Here is a 19,665-nt window from a genome sequence, read left to right as displayed (position 1 = left end):
CAAACACCACACGTGTGGGTGACGATCCGTGCCGGAGGCGTAACGTAACGTCGCAGGGGTGATCGAATCGCAGGCTCCCGCTCCGCCCCGCCCCACGCACCCCCGGGACAGGCCGGGCGGCAACGGCGACAGTCCCTCGGACAGCTCGCTGAAGCTGCCGGTGCGGCAGGCCACCGGCCGGTTCCTGGTCCTCGCCGGTGTGTTCGTCTGTGCGGCCTGCGGACTCGTCTACGAGCTCGAACTCGTGGCGCTCGCCTCGTACCTGATGGGCGACTCGGTGACCCAGGCGTCCGTCGTGCTGTCCGTCATGGTCTTCGCCATGGGGATCGGCTCGCTGGCCGCCAAGCGGCTGTGCCGGCACGCGGCGGCCGGTTTCGGCGCCGTCGAGGCCGCGCTCGCCCTGGTCGGCGGATGCAGCGCGATGGGCCTGTACGCCGTCTTCGCCTGGACCGGTTCCTGGGGCGGGCCGTGGGCCCACGGCCCGCACGTCCTGCTGGTCGCCTTCTCCCTCGCCGTCGGCCTGCTGATCGGGGCCGAGGTACCGCTGCTGATGGAGCTGATCCAGCGGATCCGCCGCCAGGACGCGGGTGGCGCGGTGGCCGACCTGTTCGCCGCGGACTACGTCGGCGCCCTCGTCGGCGGGCTCGCCTTCCCCTTCCTCCTCCTGCCGTTCCTGGGCCAGTTGACGGGGACGCTGATCACCGGCGCGGTCAACACGGTGGTCGGCGGCGCACTGGTGCTCGGACTCTTCCGGCAGGACCTGACCCGCCGCGCCCGCCGGCTGCTGCTGATCAGCAACCTCTGCGTGCTGGCCGTCCTCGGCTCGGCCGTTCTCCTCGTCGACGACTTCGAACGGGCCGCCCGCCACGCCATGTACGGCTCGGACGTCCGGGTCGCCCTGCAGACCGACGTGCAGGAAGTGGTGCTCACCGGCGGCCTCGACGGCCGGCCCCTGGACCTGTTCCTGGACGGCCGGCTGCGGGCCGGCAGCCGGGACGAACTCCGCTACCACGAGGCACTCGCGTACCCCGCGATGACCGGCCCGCACCCGCGCGTGCTCGTCCTCGGCGGCGGCGACGGACTGGCCGCCCGCGAGGTGCTGCGCCACCACGGGGTGCGGCGGGTCGACGTCGTCGCGCTCGACGCGGGCGTCGTGCGGCTGGCCCGCCGCGACCCGGCCCTGTCCGCGCTGAACGACCACGCCCTCGACGACCCGCGGGTCCGTGTCAGCACCACGGACGTCTTCGACTGGCTGCGCCGGGCGCCCCCGGCGGCGTACGACGTGGTGGTCTGCGACCTGCCGCGCCCGGAGGCCACCGGGAGCACCAAGCTGTACTCGCAGGAGTTCTACGGCCTGGCCCGGCGCGTGCTGGCGCCCGGCGGGCGGCTCGTGGTGCACGCCGGGCCGGTGGTGTCCCGGCCCCGGACGTTCTGGACGGTGGAGTCGACGGTCCGCGCGGCCGGCTTCCGCACCCTCCCGTACAGCAGGGGCGACCGGGGTTTCGTCCTGGCCGCCCGCTCCGTCCCCGAGCTGCGCCTGGACCCGGCCGGCCCCCGTCCGCGTACCGTCACCGACGGCTCCCTCGCGGCCGGTGCGCGAGCCGCCGCACGCACCCGGGTTCCCGGTCTGCCGCCGTCGACGCTGCTGCACCCCAGGTACGCCCGCTGAGCCGGCTCGCACCTCGCTGTACTGCTGCACCGCTGTGCCGATGTGCCGCTGTGCCGCTCTTTCGCGCCGACGGGGATACAGCCCGGCGTCGCCGTGGGTAGGCTCCGCAGTCATGGAGCACGAGGTGTTTGTTCCGGTTCCGGTGGAGCGGCTCAGGGAGGCGCTGGACGATCCTGCGCGGGTCGCCCGCGCGGTGCCGGGGCTCCAGCACGACGCCGGGGCGGATCCGGTCGCCGGCCGGCTGAAGCTCCGGGTCGGCAGCCACTCCATCACCTACCGGGGCTCCGTACGGGTGTCCCGGCGCGCGGACGGTTCCTACGCCGTCGAGGGTGACGCCGTCGAGACGCGCGGCACCGGCGCGGTGAGACTGGCGCTGCGACTGCGTCCGCTGGCCGCGGAGGGCGGCGCCACGCTCACCGTCGACGGCACGGCGACGGCCGACGGCCGGGTCACGGAGCTCCCGGCGGACGCGGTGGCGTCGGCGGTGGCCCGTCTACTGAACCGTTTCGCGGAGAACCTGGGCACGGCGGTGGGGGAGCCCTCCGCACCCGAGCCGCCCACGGACGAGCCTCCGGCCCCCGCACCGGCCCCCGTCTTCGACCCGGAGCCCTCTCTGCCGCCCCTCGGCCCCGAGCCCCAGGACGAGGCCGGGGACGGCATGGAGAACATGGACGGCACGGACGGCATGGACGACACGGATCTCACGGACGACGTGGACGAGGTCGTCGGTCTCGACGATGTCGACGGCATCGATGACATCGCCGGTATCGACGACCTCGACGACCTCGACGACCTCGACGGCGCCGACGACACCGTCGCCGAGGCGGCGCACGCGCGGCGCACGATGATCGGTCGCAGTGCCGAGGAGGTGGACCACGCCCCGCCCCGGGGCCGTTACGCCCCCGTCCCCGCCCCGCAGACCGTCTCCACGGCCGCCCCCCTGCGCTGGGCCGCCCCGGCGGCCGCCCTGGCGGTGGCCTCGGCGATCGTCGCCGTGCGGGCCCTGCGCAGACGCCGCTGACCCCGACCCGGGGCGCGGGCCCGGCCCGAAACCCGGGGAGCCCTCTTGATCACCCCAGTAGGGTCGTCCCGTGAGTAACACGGACATCACTCTGACCGCGGGCGACGCGGAGGTCACCGTGCGGCCGGAAAACGGCGGGCGGGTCTCGGGACTGCGGGTCGGGGGCGTCGAGCTGCTGCGCCAGGGCGACCGCTACGGGTGCTTCCCGATGGTTCCCTGGTGCGGGCGGATCCGGGACGGCCGGTTCCGGAACGGTGCCACCGTCCACCGGATGCCGCTGAACGCCCCGCCGAACGCCATCCACGGCACCGCCCGTGACACCGCCTGGCGTACCGCCCGCGCGAGCGAGGACGAGGCCGTGATCACGTACGACCTCGGGGAGCCCTGGCCGTACCCCGGGCGGGTGACGCAGGTGATCACGCTCGGCGCGGACTCGCTGACCCTGGCCATGGCCGTCGAGACGTACGAGTCCTCCTTCCCGGCGCAGATCGGCTGGCACCCCTGGTTCAACCGCACCCTCGGCGGCACGAACGCGGCAGACACAGCAGACGCAGCGGATGTCCGCATCGACTTCACGCCCGCATGGCAGGAGGAGCGCGGCGCCGACCACCTGCCCACCGGTCGCCGGATCGACCCGGAGCCCGGCCCCTGGGACGACTGCTTCGGCATGCCGGGCGGCGTCGACGTCACCCTCACCTGGCCGGGGCGGCTGGAGCTGAAGGTGGCCAGCCGCGAGGAGTGGGTGGTGGTCTACGACGAGCCGCGTGAGGCCGTCTGTGTGGAGCCGCAGACCGGCCCGCCCGACGGGCTGAACAGCCACCCGCGCCTGGTCACCCCGCTGGAGCCGCTGGAGGCCACGACCACCTGGACCTGGCGCAGGCTCTGAGGCGGTCTACCCTGGCTGCCATGAGTGAGGTACGCAGCGCACTGTTGCAGCAGATCAAGGACAAGGCCGTGGTGCACGGCAAGGTGACCCTCTCCTCGGGTCTCGAGGCCGACTACTACGTCGATCTGCGCCGCGTCACCCTGGACGGCGAGGCCGCCCCGCTGGTCGGCCAGGTGCTGCTGGACCTCACCGACGGGCTGGAGTTCGACGCGGTCGGCGGGCTGACCATGGGCGCCGACCCGGTGGCCGCCGCCATGCTGCACGCCGCCGCCGCGCGCGGCCGGAGGCTGGACGCCTTCGTGGTCCGCAAGGCGGCCAAGGCGCACGGCCTGCAGCGGCGCGTGGAGGGCCCGGACATCAAGGGCCGCCGGGTCCTGGTCGTCGAGGACACCTCCACCACCGGCGGCTCCCCGCTCACCGCCGTCGAGGCCGTGCGCGAGGCCGGCGCCGAGGTGGTGGCCGTCGCGACCATCGTCGACCGGGCGACCGGCGCCGCCGAGAAGATCCAGGAGGGCGCCGGGGTGCCGTACCTGTTCGCCTTCGGCAAGGACCAGCTCGGCCTGGACTGAGGCCGTGGCCGACCGGCCGGACCTCCGTCCGACATCATCCGACATAACGACTTGACCTGCGCCGTCGACCAGCCGGGCACGTCTGGGAGGATGGGGCCGACAATGACGTCGCATCCAAGGTTCCAGGTCAGGGCCGACAGCACCCAGTACGCCACACCGCACGCATAAGGAGCGGACAGATGCCCATCGCAACTCCCGAGGTCTACAACGAGATGCTGGACCGGGCGAAGGCAGGAAAGTTCGCCTACCCGGCCATCAACGTCACCTCGTCCCAGACCCTGCACGCGGCACTGCGCGGCTTCGCCGAGTCGGAGAGCGACGGCATCGTCCAGATCTCCACGGGCGGCGCCGAGTTCCTGGGCGGCCAGCACAAGAAGGAGATGGTGACCGGCGCGGTCGCCCTGGCCGAGTTCGCGCACATCGTCGCCGAGAAGTACGACGTCAACATCGCCCTGCACACGGACCACTGCCCGAAGGACAAGCTCGACGGGTACGTCCGTCCGCTGCTCGCCGTCTCGGAGGAGCGGGTCAAGGCTGGCCGCAACCCGCTGTTCCAGTCCCACATGTGGGACGGCTCCGCCGAGACGCTCGCCGACAACCTGAGCATCGCCCAGGAGCTGCTGGAGCGCGCCCGCGCCGCGAAGATCATCCTCGAGGTCGAGATCACCCCGACCGGCGGCGAGGAGGACGGCGTCTCGCACGAGATCAACGACTCCCTCTACACCACGGTCGACGACGCGATCCGTACGGCGGAGGCGCTCGGCCTCGGCGAGAAGGGCCGCTACCTGCTGGCCGCCTCCTTCGGCAACGTGCACGGTGTGTACAAGCCGGGCAACGTGGTCCTCCGTCCCGAGCTGCTGAAGGAGCTCAACGAGGGCACCGCCGCCAAGTACGGCAAGCCGGCCGGTTCGCAGCCGTTCGACTTCGTCTTCCACGGCGGCTCGGGCTCCAGCGAGCAGGAGATCCTGACCGCTCTGGAGAACGGCGTGGTCAAGATGAACATCGACACGGACACGCAGTACGCCTTCACGCGTCCGGTCGTCGACCACATGTTCAAGAACTACGACGGTGTCCTGAAGGTCGACGGCGAGGTCGGCTCCAAGAAGACCTACGACCCGCGTACCTGGGGCAAGCTGGCCGAGGCGTCGATGTCCGCCCGCATCGTCGAGGCCTGCCAGAACCTGCGTTCCACGGGCACCCGGATCAAGTAATCCGCTCGTACGCGTCGAGCCCGGCACCTGCTCAGGTGCCGGGCTCTTCCGTATGCTCCCTGCATGCCCGATGTCCGGCTGGCCTCCCCGCAGGGCAAGTGGATCCTGCTGACCACGGTGCTCGGTTCCAGCATGGCCCTGCTGGACTCCACCGTCGTCAACGTCGCCCTTCCGCGCATCGGCCGCGACCTCGACGCGGACCTCGCGGCCCTGCAGTGGACGGTCAACGCGTACATGGTCACGCTGGCCGGGCTGATCCTGCTGGGCGGGGCGCTGGGGGACCGGTTCGGCCGCCGGAAGGTGTTCGTCGTCGGGGTGCTGTGGTTCGCGACGGCCTCCCTGCTGTGCGGTATCGCCCCGAACGCCGGTGTGCTGATCGCCGCCCGCGCCCTGCAGGGCGTCGGCGGCGCGCTGCTCACGCCCGGCTCGCTCGCCCTGATCCAGGCGTCCTTCCACCCCGACGACCGGGGCCGGGCGGTGGGCCTGTGGTCCGGTTTCGGCGGGATCGGCGCGGCGGTCGGCCCGTTCCTCGGCGGCTGGCTGGTGGACGGGCCGGGCTGGCGCTGGGTGTTCCTGATCAACGTGCCGCTGGCCGTGGTGTGCGCCCCGATCGCCGTGCGCCACGTACCGGAGTCGGACAGTGGGGCGCAGGCCACCGGCCGCTTCGACGTGCTCGGCGCGGTCCTCGGCGCGCTGGCCCTCGCCCTGGTGACGTACGCGCTGATCGAGGCCGGTGGGGGCTCTCCGGTGGTCGCGGTCGCCGCCGTCGCCGGGCTGGCCGCCGCCGTCGCCTTCGTGGCCGTGGAGAAACACCGCGAGCACCCGATGATGCCGCTGGACATCTTCGCCTCCCGCCAGTTCACGGCGGTCAACGTCGTCACGCTGTGCGTGTACGCGGCCTTCGGCGGTTTCTTCTTCCTCGCCGCGCTCCAGCTCCAGGTCGCCGTCGGCTGGTCCGCGCTCGCCGCCGGTACGGCCCTGCTGCCCACGACCGCGATGATGCTGCTGCTCTCGGCCCGCTCCGGTGAACTCGGCGAGCGCATCGGGCCGCGCATCCCGCTCACCGTCGGACCGCTGCTGTGTGCCGCCGGGATGCTGCTGATGACGCGGGTGGGGCCGGGCGCCTCGTACCTCACCGATGTGCTGCCGGCGCTGCTGGTGCTGGGCCTCGGCATGGTCACCCTGGTGGCGCCGCTGACCGCGACCGTCCTGGCCGCCGTGGACACCGCGCGGGCGGGTCTGGCCAGCGGCATCAACAACGCGGCGGCCCGCGCGGCCGGCCTGGTGGCGGTGGCCGCGCTGCCGCTGCTGGTCGGGATGGGGCCGGAGGCGTACCGGGAGCCGGCCGCCTTCGACGACGCGTTCCGGCGGGCGATGGTGCTGTGCGCCGGGGTCCTGGTGGCCGGCTCGGCCCTCGCCTTCGCGACCGTACGGCGTCCCGCGCCGGGCTGTCGGCGCCCCGAGTGCCGCACCCACGGCAGCGTGGCCGTGCCCCCGCTGGAGGCCGAGACCGAAACCGGGCCCGAGGTGGGGCGGAAAGGTGGTGTTCCACGTGAAACACCACCACCGCCCGGGCCCCGGACTCCCGGAACCTGAGCGCCTCGGGAGTCCGGGGCTCTAAGCCCGCTTCAGCTCCTCGTACGCCTCGGCGCTGCTGTCCTGGAGGAACTGGCGGCACCGCTCCGCCTCGTCCTTCTCCTCGATCGCCTCGGCGGCGCGGGTGAGGGCGGCGAGGCAGCGCAGGAAGCCGCGGTTGGCGCGGTGGCTCCACGGGATCGGGCCGTGGCCCTTCCAGCCGGACCGGCGCAGCGCGTCGAGTCCTCGGTGGTAACCCGTCCGGGCGTACGCGTACGACTCCACCACCCGCCCCGCCTCGAAGGCGTCGTCGGCGAGCATGGCCCAGGCCAGGGAGAACGTGGGGAACTTCGCCACCACCTCGGCCGGCGGCAGGGAGTCCTCGGCGAGCAGGCGGTACGCCTCCTCGTTCTCCGGCAGATGCGTGGGGTCCGGGCCACCGAGCAGGTTCTTCTGAGTGGTCATGCCGCCAGTCTGCCATCTACGGCGCGGTGCCCTTCCGGGGCCGTGCGGTGGAGATGCGGGTGGCCGGGGTGCGGGCGACCATCGGACGGGTGATGCTCCCGCGTCGTCTGCGGGCCCTCGTACCGCCTTCGGACGTCCGCCCCTCTGGCCACGATCCCGGACGGAGTTGCCATGCTCAGGAACGGCGGGACACAGCCTGCCCTCCCGGCCCGACGACCGCCCTCACGATCGCTCTTTCGAGGGCCCGTTCCGGGCGGAGGACCGGCGGGCCCTGCCCCGGAGTCGTCTCGACCGGCCGAGGAGGCGGCCGGCCCAGCGGTGCAGTCGTCCGGGTGGCATCTTGGCGGGGGGCACGCGCTGGTCCAGCGCGCCCGCGCGGATCGCCTCGAGCGTGTCGGTGAGGTCGACTCCCGCGAACGTGACGATGTCGGTCGCGACCGTGCGGAGGCCGTAGGCCAGGAAGGTGCGGTCCGAGGCGGCCGCCCCGGCCGTCTCCGCGGTGATCCGCGTCGCGAGTTCCAGCGAGCGGTCCGCGGCGCGCCGGCGCACATCGCGGTCGTCGAGTCCGCCGGCCAGCGAGGCGATGACGTCCGTCAGGCCGCGCACCGGCTCCTGGAGCCGGCCACGGGTGTCGGAGTCGGCCGACGCGACGAGGCGCGCGAGCATGAGGCAGCTGGCACCGAGCAGATCGAGGTGCTCCGCGTTCTCCTTCTCGCGCACGACGACCTTCGCCCGCCAGGTCAGCACCCGACGGGTGACGCGCGTGTCGGTCCGCCCGACCCGGCGCAGCTCCAGCAGGTGGTCCAGCACCTCGCGGAGTTCCCCGACCGACTGGTGGGCGAGCCCGTCGTCGTCCTGGTCGATGGCGTCGGCCAGGGTGGTCAGGCCGTCGGCGATCGCGTGGAGCGCGGCCGCCTCGGCGCGGCGCAGCAGCGCCAGGGGTTCGGGCGGGAAGAGGAGTTGCGAGAACACGAGAGCGATGCCCGCGCCGGTCAGTGCGTCCACCAGGCGCTGGACACCGTTCGCCTGGTCGCCCAGCGCCACCACCAGGATGGAGCTCACCGCGGCCTGGACGACGACGACCTGCGCGCTCCGCAGGGCGCGGGCGGTCGCGAGCGAGACGAAGACGGCGAGTGCCATCGTGCCCGGGCCCTTTCCCAGGGCGGCGAGCACGAGTTGGCCGACCAGCAGACCGAGGAGCACGCCCTGGAGGAGCCGGATCGCGTGCAGTCCGCGTTCGCCGAGGTTCGCGGTCAGCGCGACCATCGCCGTGATGGGCGCGAAGTACGGGGCGGGATGGTCGAACACGTAGCGGGCCACCAGCCACGCCGCCGTGGCGCTGGCGGTGGCCTGAAGGAGCAGCCACACGTCCAGGGCGACCCGGCGGCCGCCGACCGAGAGCCCCGACACCGTCCGGCGTGCCACCGCGCCGACTCCGCGGGCTGTTCTGCGGGGCCGCGGCGCGCTCACCCGGCTCATCATGCCAGCCGGTCACCCCGCCCGCCGGGCGCCGGCCGCCCCCGGCTCGCCATACCGGTGTCTGTGCCTGCGCTCGTGCCCGTGCCGGACGGAAGGTGTCGACGGTGAAGGTCGAGCAGGTGACCGAACCGATCGCCTACCACGGTGAGGGGCCGGTCTGGTCCGCGGCGTGGGGCGGCCTCCGGTGGCTGGACATGCTGGCGGGGGACGTGCTGTCGCTCGCCGCGGACGGGACCGTGACGCGGCGGCACATCGACACCGTGGTGGCCGCGGTCCGGCCCAGACGACGAGGGGGCGCCGTCATGGGCGTCACCCGTGGGTTCGCGCTCGAGGACACGGACGGAAAGGTGACCCTCTTGGATTCCCTGTGGAGTGATGACGGTGTCCGCATGAACGAGGGCGGATGCGATCCCGACGGACGGTTCTACTGCGGCTCGATGGCCTACGACGACCGGCCGGGAGCCGGTTCGCTGCATCGCCTGGATCCGGACGGCTCGACGACGACGGTGCTCGACGGCGTGACGATCTCCAACGGTCTCGAGTGGAGTCCCGACGGCGACCGCGCCTACTACGCCGACACCGCGACGGACCGCGTCGACGTCTTCGACTACGACCGTGAGCGCGGGCTGAGCGGGCGGCGCCCGTTCGCCGCCGTACCGGGCGGTCCGGGCGGCGGTCCGGACGGACTGACGGTCGACGCGGAGGGCGGCGTGTGGGTCGCCCTGTACGGCGGCGGCTCGGTGTGCCGGTACGCGCCGGACGGCACCCTCGACGAGGTCGTGACGCTCCCGGCCACCAAGGTCACGGCGTGCACCTTCGGAGGGCCGGAACTCGACCGGCTGTTCATCACGACCTCCCGCGAGCACCTCGAACCCGGCGCCGAGCCGGAGGCGGGCGCGTTGTTCGCCTGCACACCCGGTGTCCGGGGTGTGCCCGTGCGGGAGTACGCGGGATGAGCGGCGCCGACGCCCCCGCGGGCGGCTCGAAGAGCGAGCGTGCCGGGCGGACCGGGAAGCAGGCCGGCTCCGAGGCCGGGACCGAGTCCGGGCAGACGCAGACCCTGCTCATCCTCGGCGCGCGCGGCGACCTGACGGCCAGGCTGCTCCTTCCGGGACTGGGCGGCCTGGTCGCCTCGTCCTCGCTGACCGACCTCTTCCTCGTCGGCAGCGACCGGGGCGAGCAGGGTGACGAGGCGTGGCAAGCGGTCGTCGCGCAGGCGTTCGCGGCCGGTGAGGCGAGCGGGCCGGCCGTCGACACCGTCGTCCGCAACGCGCGCTACGCGGCCGCGGACGCCACCGACGAGGACGACCTGCGCCGCCTGCTGGAGTGCCGCCGCGGCCGTCTCACGCTGTACTTCGCGCTGCCGGCGGCCGTGACGGTCGAGTCCTGCCGGGCGCTGGCCCGGATCGGCGTGCCGGACGGTACGCGCCTGGTGCTGGAGAAGCCCTTCGGCACCGACGCGGCCAGCGCGACCGCGCTGAACGAACTGCTGCACGGCTTCATGCCCGAGGATCACGTGCACCGCGTCGACCACTTCCTCGGCATGTCGACGGTGCTCAACATCCTCGGCGTCCGGTTCGCCAACCGGGTGATCGAACCGCTGCTCTCCGCGGAGCACGTCGAGGCGGTCGACATCGTCTTCGACGAGACGCTCGGCCTCGAGGGCCGGGCCGGCTTCTACGACGTGACGGGCGCCCTGCGCGACATGATCCAGAGCCATCTGCTCCAGGTGCTGGCGATCGCGGCGATGCCCCCGCCGAGCACGCTGGAACAGCTCGAGGTACGGGATTCCAAGGCGCACATCCTCCGGGCGACCCGCGTCTGGGACGACCGCCCCGAGCGGTTCAGCCGCCGCGCCCGCTACACCGCCGGCACGATCGACGGCCGTTCCCTCCCGTCGTACGTCGACGAGGAGGGCATCGACCCCGCCCGGGGGACGGAGACCCTGGCCGAGGTGGTGTTCGCCGTCGACACCTGGCGGTGGGCCGGGGTGCCGTTCCGCGTCCGCTCGGGCAAGGCGATCGGCTCACCCCGTCAGGAGGTCACGTTCTGGTTCAAGGCCCCCCGGCACGTCCCGGACGGACTCGCCGGCGAGGTCCGCGCCAACCGGCTGCACATCGGCCTCGGCCCGCGTCGCCTCCAGATGGACCTCAACATCAACGGGCCGGGCGACCCGTCCACCATCTCCCCGGTCACGCTCGACACGCGTTTCGGCCCCGGCGAGCTGTTCGAGTACGGCGAGGTGCTGCGGGGCGTCCTGGAGGACGCGAAGCCCCTGTCGGTGCGCGACGACATGTCGGTCGAGTCGTGGCGCATCGTCCAGCCGGTGCTGGACGCGTGGCGCGACGGCCGGGTCCCGCTCGAGGAGTACCAGGCCGGCAGTGCCGGTCCGGCGGCCTGGGAGGACAGGAGGCCATGAGCGAGCCACTGAACACACGCCCCAGGGAGGAGAGCCACTTCGTCCACCTCACCCCGCAGGGGGTGCACCGTGTCCGCCGCTGGGCGATGGCCATCACTCTCGGCAGCTTCCTGTTCGGCTTCGACACCGGGATCATCTCCGGCGCGCTGCTGTTCATCCGGGAGGACTTCGGTCTCGACTCCTTCGAGCAGAGCTCGGTGGTGAGCGTCCTGCTGCTCGGCGCGGTCGTCGGCGCGCTGGCCAGCGGGAGGATCGCGGACCGCTACGGACGGCGTCCGCTCCTGGCCGGCCTCGGCGTCCTGTTCTTCCTCGGGATCGTCCTCGCCGCCGCGGCCACCGGCTACTGGATGCTGCTGCTCGGCCGCATCGTCATGGGCCTCGCCGTCGGCGGTGTGTCGGCCACGGTGCCGACCTACCTCGGTGAGATGGCACCGGCTCAGGTCCGGGGCCGCGTCCTCAGCCTCAACCAACTGCTCATCAGCACCGGTCTGCTCGTCTCCTACCTCGTCAACTGGGCCTTCTCCGGCTCCGAGAACTGGCGCGGGATGTTCTGGATCGGCGGCATCCCGTCCGCGCTCCTCGTCCTGGCGTGCCTGTGGCTGCCCGAATCCCCGGTGTGGTCCCTCACCCACGGCAAGACGGACCAGGCCCGAAGGACGCTCGACAAGGTCACCGAACCGGGCGGCACGGACCTGGTCGTCGCACGCTTCGGCCGCACCGGCCGGGAGGGCGGGCAGCGCCGGGAGGAGCCCGGGAGCGGCTCCGGGAACCTGAAGGCGCTGCTGGCCCCGGCGGTCCGCCCCGCGCTCCTGGTCGGTGTGATCCTCGCCGCCCTCCAGCAGTTCTCCGGGATCAACACGATCCTCTACTACGCGCCGACGATCATGGGCCAGGCCGGTCTGTCCGCCTCGAACGCGATCTTCTACTCGGTCTTCATCGGCGTCATCAACGTCATCATCACCGTGGTCGCCCTCAACCTCGTCGACCGGCTCGGCCGCCGCCCCCTGCTGCTCTTCTCCCTGGCGGCGATGGCGGTCTCCATCGCGCTGCTGGGGGTGGCGTTCGCCGTGGGTCTGCCCCCGGTGCTCATGCTCATCTTCATGATGCTGTACATCATCGGGTTCGGGGTCGGTCTGGGCCCGGTCTTCTGGGTGCTGCTCGGCGAACTCTTCCCCCCTGCCCAACGCGCCGAGGGATCCAGCGCCGGTGCGACCGTGAACTGGCTCTCCAACTTCGTGGTGAGCCTGGTGTTCCTTCCTCTGATCTCGGCCATCGGGGAAGGGCCCACCTTCTGGATCTTCGCCGTGATCTGCGTCCTGGGTGTGGGGTTCGTGGCCCGGTTCGTCCCCGAGACGCGCAGTCGGCACGCCGACGAGGTGGGCGCGGACCTGCGCCGGCGGTGGAACGCGCCGACGGCGTGAACGGACACCGGGGCCGGGCTACGCGCTGTGCTCCGGACGGCCCGTCTCCGGGGCGGGCCGCTGTCGGTCCGCCCCGGGAACGGCGTCGTCCAGGGTGACGGCGAAGAGGGCGGCGTCGTCCTGGAGATTGCCCCCGGTGTGCCGGGAGACGGCGGAGAGGACGGCGTCGAGTACCGCGTCCGGATCGGGCGGGAAGTGCCGGGACAGCGCCGGAACGGGATCGAAGAAGACCCCGTCCGCGTCGCGGGCCTCGTTGATGCCGTCGGTGTACAGCACCAGGGTGGCTCCGACGGGCAGGTCGAACAGGTCGACCGGGATCTCGTCGTCGGCGTCGAGGAGGCCGAGGCCCAGGGGCAGCGCCGGAGTGGTCGGTTCCAGCAGGAGCGCCTTGCCCTCGTGGACCAGCAGGGGTGCCTCGTGGCCCCGGTTGGCGACGCGGAGCACGGAGTAGTCGGGGGGAAGCTCCGCGACGACGGCCGTGGCGAACGACTCGGCTTCCGCTCCGCTCGCGTGTCTGATGCCTGCCTGCATCCGGCCCTCCAGCTGCCGGACGACGTCCGGCAGATCCGGTCGGTGGTCGCTGGCCTCGTGGAACGAGCCGAGCAGGGCGTTGACCGTACGGACCGCCTCGACCCCCTTGCCGCGCACATCGGCGATGAGCATCCGGATGCCGTGGGGCGTCTCGTGGATCGCGAAGAGGTCACCGCCGATGGCGGCCTCCTTGTGGGCGACCTCGTACCGGGTGGCCACGGCCAGTCGCCCCACCCGGTCGGGCAGGTCCGGGAGCACCGCCCGCTGCAGCACGGCCGCCACCTCGCGGCTCGTCTTCAGCTCTCTTCGGTCGCGGGTCAGCAGCACGTTGAGGAACGCCGCGACGACGGTGAGAACGACCAGGCTGCTGAACGGGACGAGCTCGTCGACGCTCGGCTCTCTTTTCAGGAACACGAGGCCGAGCCCCACGAGGTTCGCCACCACGCCGGTGGTGATCGTCCCGCGCAGGGAGAGAAGCGGCGCGGCCGCCACCGGCGCGGCCACGAGCAGGGGGAAGGTGTTGAGGCCCCCGTGGGTGAAGAAGCTGAGGACGAGCGCGGCCACGATGATCGCGGCGGGCAGCCAGCGCAGCCGAGGCACCCTTTCCGTCGACTCCTCGCGGCCGCTCGACTCCTTGCGACCGATACGCGTTCCGCGGCCCATGACCCGATCGTCTCAGGGAATCGGGCCCCCGGCAGACCCGGCGAGGTTCCCACCGGGCGGACCTTGCGGTCGTGGGGGAGCATGAGCAGGATGCACCGTGGGGACCGGGGCCCCCGTGTCGGTAACGGCAGGGGCGGACCGCTACCCGGAGTACATTTCAGGAGACAGCGATGTCCCACGAGGCTTTTGAGCCGGAGACCCCGCATCTCGACTTCGAGGGCACGACCCCCTACGAGGACTACGTCAGGGCGGATGTCCTCACCCACCTCCAGCACACCCTCTCCGACGATCCCGGAGAGATGGTCTTCCTGGTCACGACCCAGGTGATGGAGCTGTGGTTCACCGTCATCGTGCACGAGTGGGAGACGGCGGCGAACGCGCTGCGGGGTGACGACGTACCGACCGCGATCGACGCGCTGAAGCGGTCCGTGCGGGAGCTGGAGGCGCTGAACGCCTCCTGGAAGCCACTCGGACAGCTCACTCCCGCCCAGTTCAACGCCTACCGCGGCGCGCTCGGCGAGGGCTCCGGCTTCCAGTCGGCGATGTACCGGCGCCTGGAGTTCCTGCTCGGTGACAAGTCCGCGTCCATGCTGGTCCCGCACCGGGGCGCGCCGCGTGCGCACGCCGAGCTGGAGAAGGCGCTGCACGAGCCGAGCCTGTACGACGAGGTGCTGCGCTTCCTCGCGCGGCACGGGCACGCGATCCCCGAGGACGTGCTGCGGCGCGACGTGTCCCGGCGGTACGAGCCGTCACCGGAGGTGGAGGCGGTCTGGACGGCCGTCTACTCGGGTGACGAACGGGACGAGACGGCCCGCCTCGGCGAGGCGCTGACCGATGTCGCCGAACTGGTGTGGCGCTGGCGCAACGACCACCTGGTCGCCACCCGCCGCGCGATGGGCGCCAAGGCGGGCACCGGAGGCTCCGCCGGGGTGGCCTGGCTGGAGAAGCGGGCGCGGAAGAACGTGTTCCCCGAGCTGTGGACGGCGCGATCCCATGTCTGAACTGGTCGAGAAAGCCGAGAAAGCCGTGAAAGCCGAGAAGGCCGAGAAGGCCGAGAAGGCCGAGAAACTGGACGCGGCCGACGAACTGGCCGTCAATCGGAGCGAGTTCGTGCTGGAGGAGGACGGCGACACCGTCTACCTCGACGGCAACTCGCTGGGCGCGCTGCCCGCCGCCGTCCCCGGCCGGATCGAGGACGTGGTCCGCCGGGAGTGGGGCGAGCTGCGCATCCGGTCCTGGACGGAGAGCGGCTGGTGGACGGCGCCCGAGCGGATCGGCGACCGCATCGCGCCGCTGGTCGGCGCGGCGGCCGGGCAGATCGTGGTCGGCGACTCCACCAGTGTCAACGTGTTCAAGGCACTGGTGGCCGCGGTGCGGATGGCGCGGCTGACGGACCCGGGGCGGGACGAGATCGTGGTCGACGCGACCACGTTCCCCACGGACGGCTACATCGCCGAGTCGGCGGCCCGGATGACCGGCTGCACCCTGCGCCCGGTACCGCCGTCCGAGGTGGCGGGCACGCTCGGTGCCCGGACCGCCGCCGTGCTGCTCAACCACGTCGACTACCGCACCGGCCGGCTGCACGACCTGCCCTCGCTCACGGCCGCCGTGCACGCGGTGGGGGCGTACGTCGTGTGGGACCTGTGCCACAGTGCGGGCGCGCTGCCGGTCGGACTGGACGCGCACCGCGTGGACCTGGCGGTCGGCTGCACCTACAAGTACCTGAACGGCGGCCCCGGTGCACCGGCGTTCCTGTATGTGCGCGAGGACCTGCAGCACCTCTTCGACTCCCCGCTGCCCGGCTGGAACTCCCACGCGGAGCCCTTCGGGATGCGCCCGGACTACGAACCGGCGCCGGGCGCGCCGCGCGGGCGGGTCGGCACCCCGGACATCCTCTCCATGCTCGCCCTGGAGGCGGCGCTGGAGGTCTGGGACGGCGTCACGGTCGAGGCGGTGAGAACCAAGTCCCTCGCATTGACGGACTTCTTCCTGGAGTGCGTCGAGGCGTACGTCCCCGAGGGCAGGGTCGCGTGCGTGACCCCGCGTGCGCACCGGGAGCGGGGCAGTCAGATCGCCCTGCGCTGCCCGGACGCCGGTGATGTGATGGAGCGGCTGATCGAGCGCGGGGTCGTCGGCGACTTCCGCCGCCCGGACGTGCTCCGCTTCGGCTTCACCCCGCTGTACGTCGGCTTCGCGGACGTGGAGCGGGCGGCGCGGGTCCTGGCGGACGTCCTGGCGGAGACCTCGGCGGATGCCTCGGCGGAGCCCGGGACCTAGGCGACGGCCCGGCCGGGACGGTGCCCGCGCGGTGCGGGCGTGGGCGGGGTGTGGACGGGGGCGGAGGCCGGTGCGGCACGGTGTGCTGCCGAACCGCTCCGCAGGGTGTTCACCGAGCGTGATATCCCCATGTCCATGCCCGTCGTCGGGCTGATACCGTCCCGGCCAACGGCCGACGTCTTCTCCCGTCCGCCAAGTACGTTTCATCGCTGAGAGGTTGGAGCATGACGGACGACTCCGCAGCCGCCCGGGCCGCCGCCGAGGAGGAGTCGGCCTTCTCCCACCCGCCCGTCGACCCCGACGCCACCGCGGCCTACGGCGACCACCCGGACCAGCTGATCGACTTCTACGCGCCGCGCGGCGCGGGCGGACCCGCGCCGGTCGTCGCCGTCCTGCACGGCGGCGCCTGGCGCGCCCCCCACGACCGCCGCCACATCAGCCCGTTCGCCGCGTTCCTGGCCGGGCGGGGCTTCGCCGTGGCCGTCGTCGAATACCGGCGCGGTGCGGAGCCGGAGGCCGGCGGGGACCCGGTCGCGGGCCGGTGGCCCGACACCCTCGACGACGTCGCCGCCGCGCTGGACGCCCTGCCCGAGCTGGTCCGGCAGCACCTGCCGGCGGCCGACCCGCGCCGCACGGTGCTCACCGGCCACTCGGCCGGCGGCCAGCTGGCACTGTGGGCCGCCGCCCGGCACGTCCTGCCCACCGACGCGCCGTGGCGCACCGACGGCCCCGCCCCGCTGCGCGGGGTCGTCGCGCTCGCCCCGATCGCCGACTTCGCGGTCGCCGACAAGCTGGACCTGTGCGGCGGCGCGACCCGCCAGTTCCTGGGCGGAGACGATCACTTCGCCGAACGCCGGCCCTACGCCGACCCGGCGCTGTTGCTTCCCACCGGTATCGCCACCACCCTCGTCCAGGGCCGCACGGACATCGACGTCCCGCAGGTGGTCGCCGAGTCCTACGCGGAAGCGGCGGCGAAGGCCGGCGAGGTGGTGGGCCTGACGCTGCTGGAGGACGCCGGTCACTTCCCGCTGATCGACCCGGCGGCGGACGCCTGCGCGGTGGTGGCGGAGGAGATCGCCCAACTCGCCTGGTGAACCGGGGCGCCGGGGCACCGGGTCCCCGGTCGTACCCGTCGTACCCGTCGTACCCGTCGGCCCCGTCATACCCGTGATACCTGAGAGCTACCTCCCGGGTGAGTCCCCCGGCGGGACGCGGGTTACCCGCGCCGATCCGTAACTTCCTTCCCTGACAAGCCCGATGACCCGGGCGAACAGGGGGGAAGACCATCATGGGGTTCCGGTGGCGCCGTACCGCACTCGCCGTTCTCATCGCCTCGGCCGTGACCCTGCCCGTGGCCGGTGCGGCCCGCCCCCAGGTCCCCGCCCCGGCCCCCGCCGGGCTGGCCCCGCCGACCGCGGCCACCCTCGACGCCGCCTACGCCGCCCACCGTGCCGACGCCGAGGCGGCGGCGCGGACGGCCGCCGACCACGGCGACCGGCGGCGCGCGGCGGCCGACCGCGCCCTGGCAGGCCCCGACCGGCAGCTGCTCGCCTTCGACGGCCGCGGCTCCGGGCTGGTGACCGAGGTCCTCGGCGACCTTGCGCACGCCGACCGGGTCGCCGTCCTGGTCCCGGGCTCCGACACCGGCATCGACACCTACGGCCGGTTCCGCGCCGCCGCCGAGGCCCTGCACACGCGGCTCACCCGGGACGCCCCGGCGGGCACCCGGACGGCGGTCGTCGCCTGGCTCGGCTACGAGACGCCCGGCACGGTCGACGTCGCCGTCGCCACCACCGACCGGGCCGACCGGGCCGCCCCCGAACTGCGCTCTCTCGTCCACGACGTGCGCGCCGTCTCCGGTCCCCGCACCCACGTCTCCCTGATCTGCCACTCCTACGGCTCGGTCGTGTGCGCCGGTGCCGCCGCCGACCTGGACGTCGGCGACATCGTCCTCGTCGGCAGTCCGGGAACCGGCGTCGACACCGCCGCCGCGCTGCACACCCGGGCCCGGATCTGGGCGGCTCGGGGCGCCGACGACTGGGTGGCGAACGTCCCGCACCTCAGCGCCGATCTGTTCGGCACCACCGTCGGCTTCGGCACCGACCCCGTGGCACCGGAGTTCGGTGCCCGGGTCTTCGCGGCCGGCGACGGCGGCCACAGCGACTACTTCGCCCCCGGTTCCCCCTCCCTGGCCAACCTGACCCGGATCGTCCTCGGCCGGACCACGGCGGTGACCCATGACTGACCTGAGCCCGAACGCCGTACGCGACGCCCTGCGGCAGGCCGCCGACCGCGTCGACGCCGCCACCCCCGCCCACCGCGACCGCGCCGTGGACGCCCTGCGCGCCCTCGCCGTCCTCGGTGTCGTCCTCGGCCACTGGCTGGTCACCGCCCTCGTCGCGGACGGCGGCACCCTGCGCACGGCCAGCCCCCTCCAACACCTGCCGTGGCTGGCCCCCGTCTCCTGGCTGTTCCAGACGCTCGCCGTGTTCTTCCTGGTCGGCGGCCATGTCGCGACCCGCGGGTACGCCTCCGCCCGTGCCCGGGGCGTCCCGTACCACCGCTGGCTGCGGGACCGGCTGACCCGGCTGTTCAAGCCGGTCGCCGCCGTCCTCAGCCTGTGGACGGTTGTCGCGGTCGCGCTCCTGCTCTCCGGAACCGAGTACGCGACCGTCCGCACGCTGGTGAAACTCGCCCTGTCCCCGCTCTGGTTCCTGCTGGTCTTCGCCGCCCTCACCGCCGCGACCCCGCTGCTGGCCCGGCTCCACCCGCTGTGGCCGCTCGCCGTCGTCCTGCACGTGGACGTGGTGCGTTTCGGTCTCGACGGCCCCGCCTGGCTCGGCTGGATCAACCTCGCGGCCGGCTGGCTGGTCCCCTACACCCTGGGCGCCGCCTGGACCCGGGGCGAGCTGGAACGCCGCCGTTCCGGCCTGCTCCTGCTCGCCGGCGGTACGGCGGCCACGGCCGCGCTCGTCGTCTGGGCCGGCTACCCGGCCTCGATGGTCGGCGTCCCGGGCGCCGCCGTCTCCAACCTCAACCCGCCGGCCCTGGCCGCCGTCACCTTCGGCCTCGCCCAGTGCGGACTGGCGCTGCTGCTGCGGGAGCGGTTGCGGGACGCGATGCGGCGGCCGGTCGCGTGGACGGCGGTGGCACTGGTCAACCTCTCCGCGATGACGATCTTCCTCTGGCACCAGACGGCCCTCATGGCGACCACCGCCACCGGTCTGCTCGCCGGCCGTCTGCCCGGCCTGCACACCCGCCCCGACGACCTCGGCTGGATCGCCGCCCGGCTGGCCTGGCTGCCGGTGCTCGTCTGCGCCCTCGCTGTGTGCCGGGCCGCGTTCCGGACCTGGGAGCAGCAGGGCGGGCGGAGGCGCGGAGGGCCCCGGACGCCTGGCCGGGCGCGAACCCAAGTGCTGTGCACACAGCAGCAGTTGACGGACCGGGGCGCGGCGGAGGGAGTACGGCATGTCTAGGCT

Annotated in this window: 17 protein-coding genes; 14 read left to right on the top strand and 3 right to left on the bottom strand. The window is 73.1% G+C overall.

What is annotated here, in order from left to right; genetic code table 11:
- The first annotated feature begins 58 nt into the window (after positions 1-58).
- The 6 genes from PYS65_RS16980 to PYS65_RS16955 all read left to right on the top strand — a co-directional run bounded on the left by PYS65_RS16980 (position 59) and on the right by PYS65_RS16955 (position 6,952).
- Entirely contained in the window at positions 59-1,669 is a 1,611-nt protein-coding gene (locus PYS65_RS16980; RefSeq protein WP_279334795.1) for a polyamine aminopropyltransferase, read from the top strand.
- A gap of 112 nt (positions 1,670-1,781) precedes the next feature.
- Positions 1,782-2,690: an SRPBCC domain-containing protein gene (locus PYS65_RS16975; RefSeq protein WP_279334794.1), complete on the top strand. Its 909-nt coding sequence runs from the start codon at positions 1,782-1,784 to the stop codon at positions 2,688-2,690.
- A 70-nt stretch (positions 2,691-2,760) separates the two neighbouring features.
- A complete protein-coding gene (locus tag PYS65_RS16970) occupies positions 2,761-3,576 on the top strand; it encodes an aldose epimerase family protein (protein ID WP_279334793.1) in 816 nt (271 codons plus the stop codon).
- A 20-nt stretch (positions 3,577-3,596) separates the two neighbouring features.
- Positions 3,597-4,145, top strand: coding sequence for an orotate phosphoribosyltransferase (gene pyrE, locus PYS65_RS16965; RefSeq protein ID WP_279334792.1), 549 nt, complete (start codon positions 3,597-3,599; stop codon positions 4,143-4,145).
- A 179-nt stretch (positions 4,146-4,324) separates the two neighbouring features.
- Positions 4,325-5,356 (top strand): class II fructose-bisphosphate aldolase, encoded by a 1,032-nt coding sequence (gene fbaA, locus PYS65_RS16960; RefSeq protein WP_279334791.1) that lies wholly within the window; start codon positions 4,325-4,327, stop codon positions 5,354-5,356.
- Between the two features lie 63 nt (positions 5,357-5,419).
- The gene (locus tag PYS65_RS16955) at positions 5,420-6,952 is read left to right on the top strand and encodes an MFS transporter (protein WP_279334790.1); all 1,533 of its coding nucleotides are present in this window, start codon (positions 5,420-5,422) and stop codon (positions 6,950-6,952) included.
- A gap of 21 nt (positions 6,953-6,973) precedes the next feature.
- Here PYS65_RS16955 and PYS65_RS16950 read toward each other — a convergent pair whose 3' ends face one another.
- Positions 6,974-7,396 carry a DUF3151 domain-containing protein gene (locus PYS65_RS16950; RefSeq protein ID WP_279334789.1) on the bottom strand — a complete coding sequence of 141 codons (423 nt, stop codon included), beginning with the start codon at positions 7,394-7,396 and terminating at the stop codon, positions 6,974-6,976.
- Between the two features lie 222 nt (positions 7,397-7,618).
- Complete coding sequence (locus tag PYS65_RS16945) at positions 7,619-8,821, bottom strand: FUSC family protein (protein WP_279334788.1); 1,203 nt, start codon at positions 8,819-8,821, stop codon at positions 7,619-7,621.
- A gap of 158 nt (positions 8,822-8,979) precedes the next feature.
- On the opposite strand from PYS65_RS16945, the gene PYS65_RS16940 reads away from it, so the two are divergent.
- Genes PYS65_RS16940 through PYS65_RS16930 form a run of 3 tightly spaced genes read left to right on the top strand, consistent with a single transcriptional unit; the run spans position 8,980 to position 12,715 of the window.
- Positions 8,980-9,831: an SMP-30/gluconolactonase/LRE family protein gene (locus PYS65_RS16940; protein ID WP_279334787.1), complete on the top strand. Its 852-nt coding sequence runs from the start codon at positions 8,980-8,982 to the stop codon at positions 9,829-9,831.
- On the top strand, positions 9,828-11,294 hold the full coding sequence (locus tag PYS65_RS16935; RefSeq protein WP_279334786.1) for a glucose-6-phosphate dehydrogenase: 1,467 nt from the start codon (positions 9,828-9,830) through the stop codon (positions 11,292-11,294). Before PYS65_RS16940 ends, PYS65_RS16935 begins: the two co-directional genes overlap by 4 nt.
- Positions 11,291-12,715: a sugar porter family MFS transporter gene (locus tag PYS65_RS16930; RefSeq protein WP_279334785.1), complete on the top strand. Its 1,425-nt coding sequence runs from the start codon at positions 11,291-11,293 to the stop codon at positions 12,713-12,715. The genes PYS65_RS16935 and PYS65_RS16930 overlap by 4 nt, the downstream gene beginning before the upstream one ends.
- A gap of 18 nt (positions 12,716-12,733) precedes the next feature.
- Here the strand turns inward: PYS65_RS16930 and PYS65_RS16925 are convergent, their stop codons facing one another.
- Positions 12,734-13,909, bottom strand: a complete 1,176-nt coding sequence (locus PYS65_RS16925; RefSeq protein WP_279334784.1) for a PP2C family protein-serine/threonine phosphatase — start codon at positions 13,907-13,909, stop codon at positions 12,734-12,736.
- Between the two features lie 170 nt (positions 13,910-14,079).
- Between PYS65_RS16925 and PYS65_RS16920 the strand changes: the two genes are divergently transcribed.
- The 5 genes from PYS65_RS16920 (at position 14,080) to PYS65_RS16900 (ending at position 19,662) form a co-directional block, all read left to right on the top strand.
- A complete protein-coding gene (locus PYS65_RS16920) occupies positions 14,080-14,910 on the top strand; it encodes a tryptophan 2,3-dioxygenase family protein (protein ID WP_279334783.1) in 831 nt (276 codons plus the stop codon).
- Entirely contained in the window at positions 14,903-16,186 is a 1,284-nt protein-coding gene (gene kynU / locus PYS65_RS16915) for a kynureninase (RefSeq protein ID WP_279334782.1), read from the top strand. Before PYS65_RS16920 ends, kynU begins: the two co-directional genes overlap by 8 nt.
- 224 nt (positions 16,187-16,410) lie before the next feature.
- Positions 16,411-17,280 (top strand): alpha/beta hydrolase, encoded by an 870-nt coding sequence (locus PYS65_RS16910; RefSeq protein WP_279334781.1) that lies wholly within the window; start codon positions 16,411-16,413, stop codon positions 17,278-17,280.
- Between the two features lie 194 nt (positions 17,281-17,474).
- Positions 17,475-18,431 carry an alpha/beta hydrolase gene (locus PYS65_RS16905; protein WP_279334780.1) on the top strand — a complete coding sequence of 319 codons (957 nt, stop codon included), beginning with the start codon at positions 17,475-17,477 and terminating at the stop codon, positions 18,429-18,431.
- The gene (locus tag PYS65_RS16900; RefSeq protein ID WP_279334779.1) at positions 18,424-19,662 is read left to right on the top strand and encodes an acyltransferase family protein; all 1,239 of its coding nucleotides are present in this window, start codon (positions 18,424-18,426) and stop codon (positions 19,660-19,662) included. The genes PYS65_RS16905 and PYS65_RS16900 overlap by 8 nt, the downstream gene beginning before the upstream one ends.
- Positions 19,663-19,665: the final 3 nt, after the last annotated feature.

Origin of the sequence: Streptomyces cathayae (genome assembly GCF_029760955.1) — a bacterium.
Lineage (GTDB): Bacteria > Actinomycetota > Actinomycetes > Streptomycetales > Streptomycetaceae > Streptomyces > Streptomyces cathayae.
This window is presented reverse-complemented; position numbering and strand designations above follow the sequence as displayed.

Bases quoted from the DNA above. Each gene is read 5' to 3' on its own strand.
- PYS65_RS16975 (WP_279334794.1), top strand. From the start codon at position 1,782: ATGGAGCACGAGGTGTTTGTTCCGGTTCCGGTGGAGCGGCTCAGGGAG.
- pyrE (WP_279334792.1), top strand. From the start codon at position 3,597: ATGAGTGAGGTACGCAGCGCACTGTTGCAGCAGATCAAGGACAAGGCC.
- fbaA (WP_279334791.1), top strand. From the start codon at position 4,325: ATGCCCATCGCAACTCCCGAGGTCTACAACGAGATGCTGGACCGGGCG.
- PYS65_RS16955 (WP_279334790.1), top strand. From the start codon at position 5,420: ATGCCCGATGTCCGGCTGGCCTCCCCGCAGGGCAAGTGGATCCTGCTG.
- PYS65_RS16950 (WP_279334789.1), bottom strand. From the start codon at position 7,396: ATGACCACTCAGAAGAACCTGCTCGGTGGCCCGGACCCCACGCATCTG.
- PYS65_RS16935 (WP_279334786.1), top strand. From the start codon at position 9,828: ATGAGCGGCGCCGACGCCCCCGCGGGCGGCTCGAAGAGCGAGCGTGCC.
- PYS65_RS16930 (WP_279334785.1), top strand. From the start codon at position 11,291: ATGAGCGAGCCACTGAACACACGCCCCAGGGAGGAGAGCCACTTCGTC.
- PYS65_RS16925 (WP_279334784.1), bottom strand. From the start codon at position 13,909: ATGGGCCGCGGAACGCGTATCGGTCGCAAGGAGTCGAGCGGCCGCGAG.
- PYS65_RS16920 (WP_279334783.1), top strand. From the start codon at position 14,080: ATGTCCCACGAGGCTTTTGAGCCGGAGACCCCGCATCTCGACTTCGAG.
- kynU (WP_279334782.1), top strand. From the start codon at position 14,903: ATGTCTGAACTGGTCGAGAAAGCCGAGAAAGCCGTGAAAGCCGAGAAG.
- PYS65_RS16910 (WP_279334781.1), top strand. From the start codon at position 16,411: ATGACGGACGACTCCGCAGCCGCCCGGGCCGCCGCCGAGGAGGAGTCG.
- PYS65_RS16905 (WP_279334780.1), top strand. From the start codon at position 17,475: ATGGGGTTCCGGTGGCGCCGTACCGCACTCGCCGTTCTCATCGCCTCG.
- PYS65_RS16900 (WP_279334779.1), top strand. From the start codon at position 18,424: ATGACTGACCTGAGCCCGAACGCCGTACGCGACGCCCTGCGGCAGGCC.